Consider the following 12,382-nt stretch of genomic DNA (forward strand, 5'->3'; position numbering starts at 1 on the left):
GATCGTGGTTATGGATTCCGGGCTCGCCGCTATGCGGCGCCCCGGAATGACGAGGGTGGAGAGCCATTGCCCTCGAACCTGTCAGCCGTCCCGGCCGACAAAGTCTTGTTTCCGCGAGACGAGAACCAATGCCTATGGCCGGCGCAACCATATTGGACGGCACAATCCGCATCGATCGGCCGATGCCCTGGATTGGCCGGCTGCTGTCGCTGCCACTGCTTGCGGCGAGTGGCTACCTGCTGTGGAACGTCGCTCTGGGGCTGCGACAGGACCTGTTCGGCTTCGGACGGCTGGCGGATGACTGGGTGCCTGTGCTGGTGTTTACGGGTCTCGGCGTTGCGGTCGGCATTCCCGGCCTCATCCTGCTGACATACCGCTATTTCATCATTCTGAACGATAAGCTGCGCCAGGTCATCATCACCAGGCAGTTTGGTCCGCTGAATTTCCGCTCATTGCGCAATCTGGCCGACTATAACCTGATCAGCATCACCGATGACTGCGATGCGGAGCTGACGATGTACGACGTCAATCTCTGCGGCAACAGGGACACCACGCCGATCACGCTGTCGAGCTTCACGTCGCGCGACGAGGCGAACAAGCTTGCGAACGAGCTCGGCCGAGCCCTCAAGCTCCCCGCGCGCGACTACGTCGGCACCGAGCCAGATGATACGGATCTCAGAGATCCGCAAGAATAGGTCAGCTCAAGATATCCTTCTGCATCTTGCCGCCGTAGAAATGGAAGAACGGCACCGGCGCGTCATGGCGGAGCGGGCCGGTGGCGAGCCGCCTGTCCAGCTCGTTGAGCACGTTCCGCGTCATCGGATGCAGGTCGGCGAGCGGCTGTGAGCCGAGCTCGACCCAGACCAGCTCGACCAGCTCGGCATCGGCATGCACGACGCCCTCGACGCGATGGGTGATGGCGGAGGCATCCGCGGTGAAGAAGCGCGTGTCGAAACGCTTGACGCGACCGGGCGGTGTGATCGCGCGCGCGATCAGGAACAGGCCGGAGGGATCAGGCAACAGTCCCGCATCCGCAAACGGCTTCCAGGGGCCGGCAAGCTTCGGCGCCTTGCCCTCGTGCTGACGCCCGAGGCAGAGACCGGTTTCCTCGCAGGCCTCGCGGATCGCGGCGATCGCAAGCGATTTTGCACGCGAGGCTTCCGTCTTCGGGCTGCCCTTGAACAGATTGGCCTGAAGCTCAGGCGTGATCGGCGCCGCGCAGGGCACGCGATAATCGTCCTTGTCGACGCGGCCGCCGGGGAAGACGAACTTGCCCGGCATGAACACCACCTTGTCGTGGCGCTTGCCGACCAGCACTTTTGGAACAGAGCCGCTGCGATCAACGAGGATCAGGGTGGCAGCATCCTTTGGTCGAAAATAAGGATGGTGGTCGGCTTCCTTTTCTTCGTGGACTTTTTCCGGTGCCGCTTGCGCCACGTCCGTCATCTCCAACCCCAAATTCTCTTCTTCATTGTTGTTTAGACCGGCGGAATACCATCCGGCGGATTGTCGTCAAAGCCGTGCATGCGCAGGGCCCATTGCAGGCCGACCACGGCGCCCTTGACCGGTTGCAGCAACGCGAGTGATGCGACGAAGGTGAAGGGCAGATAGGCGGCAAAGCTGATCCAGGCCGGCGTGGTGTAGTTGGTCTCGATCCAGAGGATCGTCGGCACCACGATGTGGCCGACGATGACGATCACGAGATAGGCGGGCAGGTCGTCGGCGCGATGCGGCGTGAAGTCGAGCCCGCAGGCCGAGCAGTTGTCGGCAGTTTTCAGGAACGCGCGGAACAGCTTGCCCTGGCCACAACGCGGGCAGCGACCGCGAAAGCCGCGCTTCATCGCATCCCAGACGTCGCGCTTCTCGACGAGGCCGGTCTCGCGCGTCCAGATCTTCGGCGCCGTGCTCATCGCTTCCATGCCTTGTTCTTTCCCTTGCCTTTCGCGCCCTTGCCCTTCTTTCCCTTGCCGGTCTGCCTCTCTGGCTTGCGCTTCTTCTCCGGACTGCGTCCGGGGCGCGCCTTCGCCGATTTGCGCTGCGGACGAAAGTCCCTGCGGCCGCGCGGCGCGCGCTCGCCCGCCGACAACAGCTCGAAGCGCAGCGCGCCGGCAATGGGAGCAGCTTCTACCAGACGGACGTCGACGACATCACCCAGCTGGTGCATGGCACCGCTGCGCGAGCCGACGAGGGCGTGGCGGCCCTCGTCATAGTTGAAATATTCCGTGCCGAGGGATCGGATCGGGATCAGCCCGTCGGCGCCGGTGTCGTCGAGCTTGACGAACAGGCCGGCGCGCGTGACGCCGGAGACGCGGCCCTGGAACGTCGCGCCGATGCGATCGGCGAGATGATGCGCAATGAGCCGGTCGACGGTCTCGCGCTCGGCCTTCATCGCGCGCCGTTCGGTGACCGAAATATGCGCGGCGACTTCGCTTAAGGTTTCCGGGGTCTCGCTGTCGGGCAGCGCGCCTTCGCCCAGGCCCAGCGCGCGAACCAGCGCGCGGTGCACCACGAGGTCCGCGTAGCGGCGGATCGGCGAAGTGAAATGCGCGTAGCGGCGCAGGTTGAGGCCGAAGTGCCCATAATTTTCGGCTGAGTACTCGGCTTGCGCCTGTGCGCGCAGCACCACCTCGCTGACCAGCGGGTAGTAGTCGTGACCTTCGAGCTGGGCCAGCACGCGGTTGAACAGGGTCGGGCGCAGCGGGCCGCTCTTGGCAAAGGGAACGTCGAGCGTCTCCAGAAACTCCTGAAGCGCGTGGACCTTTTCCAGCGTCGGCTCGTCGTGCACGCGGTAGATCAGCGGCAGCGACTTCTTCTCCAGCATCTCTGCTGCCGCGACGTTGGCGAGGATCATGAACTCCTCGATCAGCCGGTGCGCGTCCAACCTTTCAGGCACGACAACGCGATCGACCGTGCCGTCGCTCTTCAACAGGATCTTGCGCTCGGGCAAATCCAGATTGAGCGGATCGCGCTCGTCGCGGGCGCGCTTGACGCAGGCGTAGGCGGCATAGAGCGGTTTGAGGATCGGATCGAGCAGGGGGCCGGTGGTGTCATCCGGCCGGCCGTCGATCGCGGCCTGCGCCTGCGCATAGTGCAGCTTTGCCGCCGAACGCATCAGGATGCGATGGAACGAGTGCGAGCGCTTGCGGCCGTCGGGGCCGATCACCATCCGCACGGCGAGGGCGCCGCGCGGCTCGCCCGGTACCAGCGAGCACAGATTGTTGGAGATCCGCTCCGGCAGCATCGGCACGACGCGGTCCGGGAAATAGACCGAGTTGCCGCGGTCGATCGCATCGCGGTCGAGCGCAGTGCTGGGGCGGACGTAGAAGCTCACATCCGCGATCGCGACATTGACGATGAAGCCGCCCTTGTTGTTGGGATCGGGATCGGCCTCCGCGTGCACCGCGTCGTCATGATCCTTGGCGTCAGGCGGATCGATGGTGACGAGCGGGACGTCGCGCCAGTCCTCGCGGCCCTTCAGGTTTGCCGGCTCCGCCGCTTCCGCCTCGCGCTCCGCGGCGGGAGAGAATTGCAGGGGGATATCGTGGGCGTAGATCGCGATCAGGCTGATCGCCTTCTCGGACTTGACCGAGCCGAGCTTCTCTTTCACCCGGCCCGAGGCCAGGCCAAAGCCGCGCGAGCGCACGATGTCGACGCTGACGAGGTCGCCATCCTCTGCGCCTTGCGTCTCGGTCTTCGCAATGTTGAGTTCACGGTCGGCGAACTTCTTGTCGACCGGCACGAGCCGTCCGCCGCCCTCGGGCAGGCTGCGGAAGACGCCGAGAATGCGGCTCTTGGCCTTGTCGATGACCTTGATGATGCGGCCCCGCCAGGCGGGACCTTCGGTCTCGTCGGAGCGCTCGATGCGAAGCAAGGCGCGGTCGCCGACGCCGGCCGCGGCGCCCGGCTTCGGCCGGCGCGGCATCTCGATGAGGATCTTCGGCGGTTCGCCGCGCTCGACCTCGTCCCATTCGGCGGGGGAGGCGATCAGCTCGCCATCGCTGTCGCGGCCGGTGATGTCGGCGAGCAGCGTCGGCGGCAGGCTGTCCGGCTCTGAAACCTTGTGGCGCTTTTTCTTGATGATTCCGTCGTCGGCGAGATCGCGCAGCATGCGCTTGAGCTCGACGCGATCGGCGTTCTTCAGGCCGAACTCGCGCGCTATTTCGCGAGTGCCGACCTTTCCTGGATTTGCCTTGATGAAGGCGACGATGGCGTTCCGATCAGGAAAGCCATGGTCATTCTTACGTTTCACTTAACCTCTAATTCTTGCCGGCACTCTTCTTGGCCGGTGCCTTGGCAGCGGCAGATCCCTTGGTCGGCGACGTCTTGGCGGTCGACGACACGGCTGCGCGTGCCTTGCTGGTTGATTCAGATTTCGTCTTGGCCGCGGTTTTTTTTGCGGCCGGTTTCTTTGCTGGCTTGGGCGCGTCCTCGCCCTCGGCGGTCTTTGCCGTGGTCTTGGTCGCCTTCGCCTTCTTTGCTTTGGCCTTGCCGCCGCTCTTTCCACCACCTTTGGCTGCGCGCTCGTCGATCAGCGCGATCGCCTGGGGCAGGGTGATCGCGTCCTTCTCGAACTCGGCGGGGATCGTGGCGTTGACGCCACCTGCCGTGACATAGGCGCCGTAACGGCCGCTCTTCACGGTGACGGTGCCGAGCGTCGGATGATCGCCGATCGCCTTGCCGGGATCGGCGCCGAAGCGGCGGCTCGGGCCCTTGGCGACCTTCTCCGCGATCAGCGTCACCGCGCGATTGAGACCGATGTCGAACACCTCGTCGCCGGCTTCAAGGCTGGCGTACGTCTTTTCGTGCTTCACGAACGGCCCGAAGCGGCCGAGGCCTGCGGTGATCGGCTGACCGGTCTCCGGATGCTTGCCGATCTCGCGCGGCAGCGACAGCAGTTTCAGCGCAAGCTCGAGCTCGACATCACCGGGCGAGGTGCCCTTCGGGATGCCGGCGCGCTTCGGCTTCTCGCCTTCCGCATAGTCCTTCTGCTCGCCGAGCTGGATGTAGGGCCCGAAGCGGCCGGCCTTGACCCAGACCTCGAAGCCGGTGTCGGGATCCTGGCCGAGCGAGCGGTCGGCGCTGGCTTCACCGTCCGCGGCGAGCTGGCGGGTGTAGCGGCACTCCGGATAGTTCGAGCAGCCGACGAAGGCGCCGAACTTGCCGGCCTTCAGGTTGAGCCTGCCGCTGCCGCAGCTCGGGCATTGCCTGACGTCGCCGCCATCGGCGCGGGCGGGGTAGATGTGCGGCCCGAGCATCTCGTCGAGCACATCGAGCACCTGCGCGACGCGCAGATCCTTGATCTCGTCGACGGCGCCGATGAAGTCGCGCCAAAAATCCTTCAGCACCTGCTGCCAGGAGATCTCGTTGTTGGAGATGCGGTCGAGCTGCTCCTCCAGACCGGCGGTGAAATCGTATTCGACGTAGCGGCTGAAGAAGCTCTCCAGGAACGCGACCACGACGCGGCCCTTGTCCTCGCCGTGCAGGCGCTTCTTCTCGAGCTTGACGTAGCCGCGGTCCTTCAGGACCTGGAGGATCGAGGCATAGGTCGAGGGCCGGCCGATGCCGAGCTCTTCCATGCGCTTGACCAGCGAGGCCTCCGAGAAGCGCGGCGGCGGCTCGGTGAAATGCTGCGTGACGGAGAGCGACTGCCGCTTGACGGCTTCGCCCTCGCTCATCGCGGGCAGGCGGCGGGAGTCCTCGTCCTCCTCGTCGTCGCGGCCTTCCTGGTAGAGCGCCAGGAAACCGTCGAACTTGATGACCTGGCCGGTGGCGCGCAGCTCCAGCGTGCGGGAGCCTGCCTTCGCCGTGATGTCGACGGTGGTGCGCTCGAGCTCGGCCGCTTCCATCTGGCTTGCGATGGTGCGCTTCCAGATCAGCTCGTAGAGCTTGGCCTGATCGGCATCGAGCTTGCGGGCCATGCTGGCGGGGCGGCGGGAGAGGTCGGTCGGGCGGATCGCTTCGTGCGCTTCCTGCGCGTTCTTGGCCTTGGTCTGGTACTGACGGGGGCTGTCCGGCACGTAGGCGTTGCCGTAGTCCTCGCCGATCACCTTGCGCGCCTGGGTGATCGCTTCGCCCGCGATCTGCACACCGTCGGTACGCATATAAGTAATGAGTCCGGTGGTCTCGCCACCGATGTCGATGCCCTCGTAGAGCCGTTGCGCGATCCGCATCGTGTGCGCGGGCGCAAAGCCGTATTTGCGGCTGGCTTCCTGCTGGAGGGTGGAGGTCGTGAAGGGCGCCTGCGGATTGCGTCGGGCCGGCTTGGCATCGACCGCAGTGACCGCGTAGGTGGCCAGTTCCAGCGCCTTCTTGAAGTCTTCCGCTTCCGCGCCGGTGCCGATGTCGAGCCGCTGGATCTTCTTGCCGTCGGCGCCGACCAGACGGGCCTCGAAGGCGTCGCCGCGCGGCGTCAGCAGGGTCGCGATCAGCGACCAGTATTCGCGGGCGACGAACTTCTCGATCTCGAGCTCGCGGTCGCAGACGAGGCGCAGCGCCACCGACTGCACGCGGCCGGCCGAGCGGGCGCCCGGCAGCTTTCGCCACAGCACGGGGGAGAGGGTGAAGCCGACCAGATAGTCCAGCGCGCGGCGCGCCATGTAGGCGTCGACCAGCGCACCGTCGATCTGGCGCGGATGCTTCATGGCCTCCGAGACCGCCTGCTTGGTGATGGCGTTGAACACCACGCGCTCGATCTTCTGGTCCTTCAGCGCGCGCTTCTCTTTCAGCACCTCAAGTACGTGCCAGGAGATCGCCTCGCCCTCGCGATCGGGGTCGGTGGCTAGAATCAGGCGCTCGGCGCCCTTCAGGGACTTGGCAATGTCATTGAGCCGGCCGGCCGCCTTGGGGTCGACCTCCCAGATCATCTTGAAATTTTCCTCCGGATCGACCGATCCGTTCTTCGCCGGCAAGTCGCGGACATGGCCGAACGAGGCCAGAACCTCGTAGGACGAGCCCAGATATTTGTTGATCGTCTTGGCTTTCGCCGGCGACTCCACAATGACGATATTCATGTAGTTCCAGTAACTTACGGGAGAAATTTAGGCCAAATTCGAAGGGACTCGGGTCGGCCGTTTCGACCCGAACATGGGTGGTGAGGCCGTCCCTGTCAAATCGAGGGCTGTTGAACGGGTCGAAAATGAGCAAAGTTTCATATCGGATAAGTTGTAAAATACCGCCTTGGAGTTGTGGCGCGGGGCGGCGTAGAATCGGAGATGGCTAAGGATTCGGATGGGGTCTGGTGACAAAACCAGCGAGGAAGCGGACGCAGGCCGTCTCGGCCGGAGCAAAGCGTTCGAGGAGCGAGGAACCGGGTGAGGGCGGGGCGGACGAGGCTGTCGCGTTCATCGCCGAGCAGGTGGTTCACCTGCGCCAGATCGCCGAACGCCACAAGCTCGACGTGCTGCATTATCTCCTCGGCATGACCCAGCTAGAGGCCGATGAGCACATCCGCCTGCGCAGCAAGCGCAAGCTGTCGTGAGGGGCCGAATCGAGGAATTCAGCGCTGCGCTAATAATCTAGACTTCTGTAGGATCACGCCTGAGTTGGTCGGCCGATCTTCGCGCAGTGGCTGCACGCCAGTCGATATGCCGTACGAGCGCCAGGATCGTACGAGTAACCGGGGCTGCTACGCCCCGCTCGTCTGCGCGGCGGACCACCGCGCCACATATCGCCTCGATCTCGGTGGGTCTACCTGCAATCACATCTTGAAGCATGGAAGGCTTATGATGGATGTGGTGTGCCAGCGCATCGGCCAACATCTCCTCCACATGCTGCCGCTCAACAGCAAAGCCGCAGGCGATCGCCGTGGTACAGACCTCCGAGACAATCTGAAAAGCCAACGCCCGCGTTTCCGGGTGAGCGCCGATTTGCCCCACCGCTGAGCCGGTGATTGCGCAAAGGCCGTTCAATGCGGCGTTGAACGCCACTTTTTCCCAAATCGCCGCTTCGGCATGTGGATCGATTACTGCATCGAGCCCGCTGCGCGCGAACAGGTCGGGTAGGAGGTCCAGTGTCGGCGAGGCTGGTTCGCCTGCCGCCGCAAGCCGGGCAACGCCGCGACCATGAGATTCGACGCGGCCCGGCCCCTTGAGATCGGCGGGGTAAGTTGTGATGCCGATCAGCACATTTTTGGGATCGGCGAACTCCGTGAGAACAAGCTTGTTATCGAGTCCGTTTTGCAGGCTCAATAACGCCGTGTTTGGGCCGATCGCGCTACGTATGGCGGTTAGTGCCTGTCTCGTGTGCATCGCCTTCGTGAAGACGATGACGAGGTCGTAGACCCCATTCACCTCCGAGGGAAATAGAACCGGGACGTGAATGCGGCGTTCGCCTGCGTCCGTCTTGAGGTTGAGGCCGTTCTTGCGGATCGATTCGACATGAGCGACGTCGAGGTCGAATAGGGTAACATTTGCTCCGCCCTCGAAGAGACTGCCCCCGAACAACGATCCCATTGCACCGGCTCCGAGAACGGCGATACGGAGTGACTGGTTGCTCTCGCCGGACATCGTTCCTCTTTTCATACTATCACACCGAGCATTTTCGCTTAGCCGCCGCCCGATCTTGACTTAGATCAAGCAGCAACGCGCGGCGCGGTGGCTATTCAACGCGTGCATCGCAGTAGCCAAAGTTCGCGCTTGGGGAATTGCGCGGAAGGCTCGGGTACTGACCAAACGACAATAAGGTCTGCCGTTCCCTAGCCGGCGAAAGAATCTTTCCGCGGTGACAGTCTGGATTGCTTCGCTGCACTCGCAATGACTGAGCAGGGCGGCCACGGTCTACATGTCCGTCACGCGATAGACGCACGCCGCTCCCTCGACTCCCCGAAGCGGTGCGTCGAACGCGACAACGTTGTGACCGGCGAGAACTTGACTTACCCCTGGTGCCGAATAGAGCGCTTCCGAAAGGCAAATCTCTCCGGCATCGGCCAGTGCCTGTACGCGCGCCGCAACATTCACGGTCTGCCCGAAATAGTCGAGGTTTTCGTTCAAGGTGACCGCGATCGAGGGGCCGCAATGGGCTCCGATCTTCAGGATGATGCTGGGATCGCCGTGCTCGGCATTGTAGCGCTCTATATCCGCCAGAATGTGCAGCGCAGCCGAGACGGCATCGGCAGGACGGGAGAACACGGCCATCACGGCGTCGCCGATCGTCTTGACGATGGCGCCCGAGTGTTCCTGCACGGTTGAGCCCAGCAGGGCAAAATGTTCGCGCACCAGCGCATAGGCATTGAGGTCGCCAAGCCGTTCGTACATGGCGGTCGATCCCTTCAGGTCCGTGAACAGCAAGGTCACCTGCCTGATGCCAAGGCCTTCCTTTTCATCGACGCGCTCCGACCGGAACAGTCGTCGGAAAGTCTGTCGGGCGAGCAGCATGCCGCCCGACAGATAGGGATCGAAGTCGAGGGCGGGCTTGACCGTCTGCGCCAGGATCTTGGGCGGCCAGTTGATCAGAAGCAAGGAGCCGCGTGTGGCAGAGCAATTCTCCACTTCAACGACCACCGGCCCGGGCGGCACGGCGGATGCGAGCGGAGAAAAACGGCGTCCATCATACTTGATTGACAAGCGCGCCGGAGCCGATGCGGGCTCGCCGACCACACTCACCGCGAAGCTGGCCTGCGTCTGCACATTGACCCCGGCGAGTGCGCCGGGGCCGAGTTCGACCATGAGCGACGTGGTGGAGCCGGGAGGCAGGAACGACATGCCGCGAACGAGACCGCGCAGAACGTCAAGAAAGCGGATCGGCTGACCCGGCAAGCGCCCATCGGTGAGAAAGCGGGCCTTCCAGTGAAAATCTTCGACCGAAAGCGACGCCAGATCGTGGAAGGGAAGCCTTCGGAGCTGCGGGGAGACCGTGAAAGTCACTTCGATGAAGTCATCGAGGTCTGTATCGCCGCTGACATCGCACAGACCGCAAACATAGTGGGTTTTCAGGGTTCGCAAGGCGCCGAAACTGTCGAGCACCATGCCGGACTGGGGACACACGACGTCCCAGCTCATGTCGAACAGACCGCTCCGCGCGGCATGAAGAAACAGGTCGATGCTCTCTGCTTCGCTGATGGCGCGGTCGCGCGCAAAGGAAAGCGGATTGACGCGATAAAGCGAGAGGTCGTCGCCACCCCGGATCAAGCTTTCGAATTTGGAGATGACGCGCGGGCTCCAAGACCGGGCCTGCTCGATTTCGGTCATCCTGCTTTCGAGGAGCCTCTCTTGAACGTGATGCATTTTCCCACCCAAGTCGTCGACGAGGTTGAACGGGATTTCACGTGTCGGCGAAGATGGCACCATCTTCCGACCGCCCGAGAGTAGCATAAACTCCGGGGACAAATGCATGCTTTGGAGTCGGGCCGGCGGTACTCCGGCCTCGCGGCGTGTTGTCCGAACTCGACGAGGCGCGGAGCCATTTCTCTGATGGGCCAACGGCAGAAGTCTGGTAGCCCTGCTGTGGCCCCGCCGAACGTTTGGGCTTGATCTATGTCAAAGGGCTCAAGGCACGGCTACTTAGCCTCGAAATGACCAATTGAGCGATGAAACGCCGATACGTTTCCTGCGCACGATGCTTCTGCTCCTTGCGGCAATTGATCTTTTGAGAACGGAGTACGAAGATGCTGAAGCGCCTTCTGATTGCTCTGACCTTGCTGGCATCTCTACCGGCTCTTTATTCCTCGGCCGTCGCGGAAGATGTTGCAGCAGCGCCAACAATCCAAGAGGAAATCTGGGCGCTCCCCTTCCCACTTCCTATGCTTGCCTTCGTGGTACGGCCGATCGGCGATGGTCCATTTCCTCTTGTGATCATGAATCACGGAATTGCGCTCGGCCTCCAGGAACGGACGATGTTCCCGACCATCGAGTACCGCGCGGCAGCGCGGTGGTTCGCGAGCCGCGGTTATTTTGTCATATCACCGGTGAGATACGGCGCCAGTAGCCTGGATGACAAAGATCAGGGGCTCTATGGAGCGGTCTTTGCGCACATCGGTACCTGCAACAACCCGAACTTCAAAGGCCCTGGACTTGCCATCGCCACCATGAACGAGTGGGTCATCGATTACATGAGCAAGAAGAAGGCGATTCAGCCCGGCAAGGTCGTCGTGGTTGGTCAGTCCGGCGGTGGATGGGGATCGATTGCTCTTGCGAGTCGGAACCCATCGTCAGTTCAAGCCGTCATTACCTTTGCGGCAGGACGTGGAGGCAGAGTAGATGGCAAACCGAACAACAACTGTGCTCCCGATAAACTCGTCGCAGCTACAAGCGAGTTTGGTCGTTCGGCACGAGTACCGATGCTATGGCTATACACAGAGAACGACACCTATTTCGGGCCAGAGCTGACGAAGCGGATGCATGACGCCTTCGTGGCGGCGGGAGGAAACGCCGAATATCACATGCTGCCAGCATTCGGAGGCGACGGCCATTTCATGATCGATTCCCCCGACGCAGTACCCATCTGGTCTCCGCTGGTAAGCCAATTTCTTGAGAAGCATTCAGCAACGAGCAGCGCGCAGCAACAAATGGGCAGCACCCGTTCTGGTGCGGAGTTACAGGCAAAAGCTCCGAGAGTGCGCCTACCTCAAACGATTCAATACTCGGCTTGGAGAAAGCTCTGTTTCAATTCCAGTGATGGGACTGCGATCTGCCGTACGACATCGACCGGTACCGACGATCTTGGTCAGGTCGTGACCAGAGTCGATCTGATCCGGCGCGCGGACGGCGCTGCTCGCTTGCAACTTTTCGTTCCACAAGGGGCGAACCTCCAAATGGGCGTCAAAGTCAGCGTGGATCAGGGGCTCTCGACTCAGATTCCCTTCAATTGGTGTCTGACCAACATCTGCATTGCGGCCGCGCCCGTGAACCCTGATCTCATCGCGAAGCTAGACTCCGGGAAGCAGTTGAAGCTCGAACTTGCGGACCTGAACTCCTCATCCATCGCGTTGACGCTATCGCTCGATCAATTTGGTACCGTTCGTAAGGGAGCACCCGCAGAGACATTTGACTTCGGCATGGATCAGGAATGAGCCGTTTTCGGGTGTCTTAAAAGAAAGCATTAGAGCCCGCCAACCGTAGCCGGTTCTTGGCTCGCGTCAGCTCGCGATCTATCTGGTTTTTGCTCTCATCCTGACGCTGGCGGCTTCCTTCGGAAGCGTCAGGCAGATCGTTCCAGACTGGCTGTTTGATGCCGTCAATCCGAACGACAAGACAAATCTTGCGCCTTACCGGGTCCTGCATTTCATCGTGATCGCATTGCTCGTGATCCGATTCATGCCAATGGATTGGAAGGGGCTGAAGAGCCCAATTTGCGATCCGTTGATCAAATGCGGTCAACAGTCCCTGCGGGTGTTCTGCGTCGGCATATTTCTCTCGTTCCTCGGCTATTTCCTGCTGACGATCAGTTC

9 protein-coding genes and 1 pseudogene are annotated in these 12,382 nt (G+C 62.3%); 4 read left to right on the forward strand and 6 right to left on the reverse strand.

Translation table 11 applies throughout. The annotated features are described in order from the left end of the window. Window positions 1-134: 134 nt before the first annotated feature. A complete protein-coding gene (locus Q2941_RS27010; RefSeq protein ID WP_027522984.1) occupies window positions 135-695 on the forward strand; it encodes a hypothetical protein in 561 nt (186 codons plus the stop codon). 1 nt (window position 696) lies between these two features. Here the strand turns inward: Q2941_RS27010 and Q2941_RS27015 are convergent, their stop codons facing one another. The 4 genes from Q2941_RS27015 to topA are packed head-to-tail and all read right to left on the reverse strand — an operon-like array spanning window position 697 to window position 7,010. Beyond that, on the reverse strand, window positions 697-1,446 hold the full coding sequence (locus tag Q2941_RS27015) for an NUDIX hydrolase (RefSeq protein ID WP_254112068.1): 750 nt from the start codon (window positions 1,444-1,446) through the stop codon (window positions 697-699). Window positions 1,447-1,478: 32 nt separating this feature from the next. Next, the gene (locus tag Q2941_RS27020; protein ID WP_027522982.1) at window positions 1,479-1,919 is read right to left on the reverse strand and encodes a DUF983 domain-containing protein; all 441 of its coding nucleotides are present in this window, start codon (window positions 1,917-1,919) and stop codon (window positions 1,479-1,481) included. Next, complete coding sequence (gene rnr / locus Q2941_RS27025) at window positions 1,907-4,249, reverse strand: ribonuclease R (RefSeq protein ID WP_458194253.1); 2,343 nt, start codon at window positions 4,247-4,249, stop codon at window positions 1,907-1,909. Before rnr ends, Q2941_RS27020 begins: the two co-directional genes overlap by 13 nt. A 7-nt stretch (window positions 4,250-4,256) precedes the next feature. Further along, window positions 4,257-7,010 (reverse strand): type I DNA topoisomerase, encoded by a 2,754-nt coding sequence (gene topA / locus Q2941_RS27030; RefSeq protein WP_254112070.1) that lies wholly within the window; start codon window positions 7,008-7,010, stop codon window positions 4,257-4,259. A gap of 227 nt (window positions 7,011-7,237) precedes the next feature. On the opposite strand from topA, the gene Q2941_RS27035 reads away from it, so the two are divergent. Then, complete coding sequence (locus tag Q2941_RS27035; protein WP_027522979.1) at window positions 7,238-7,477, forward strand: hypothetical protein; 240 nt, start codon at window positions 7,238-7,240, stop codon at window positions 7,475-7,477. Window positions 7,478-7,514: 37 nt separating this feature from the next. Here Q2941_RS27035 and Q2941_RS27040 read toward each other — a convergent pair whose 3' ends face one another. Beyond that, window positions 7,515-8,504 (reverse strand): ketopantoate reductase family protein, encoded by a 990-nt coding sequence (locus Q2941_RS27040; protein WP_027522978.1) that lies wholly within the window; start codon window positions 8,502-8,504, stop codon window positions 7,515-7,517. A 270-nt stretch (window positions 8,505-8,774) separates the two neighbouring features. Continuing rightward, window positions 8,775-10,220, reverse strand: a complete 1,446-nt coding sequence (locus Q2941_RS27045) for an adenylate/guanylate cyclase domain-containing protein (RefSeq protein ID WP_458194255.1) — start codon at window positions 10,218-10,220, stop codon at window positions 8,775-8,777. A 380-nt stretch (window positions 10,221-10,600) separates the two neighbouring features. On the opposite strand from Q2941_RS27045, the gene Q2941_RS27050 reads away from it, so the two are divergent. Together Q2941_RS27050 and opgC are read left to right on the forward strand one after the other, a co-directional pair. Beyond that, window positions 10,601-12,004 carry an invasion associated locus B family protein gene (locus Q2941_RS27050; protein WP_371933067.1) on the forward strand — a complete coding sequence of 468 codons (1,404 nt, stop codon included), beginning with the start codon at window positions 10,601-10,603 and terminating at the stop codon, window positions 12,002-12,004. 79 nt (window positions 12,005-12,083) lie between these two features. Next, window positions 12,084-12,382: pseudogene (gene opgC, locus Q2941_RS27055) on the forward strand (OpgC domain-containing protein); the annotation flags it as partial.

This window comes from Bradyrhizobium sp. UFLA05-153 (genome assembly GCF_054185185.1).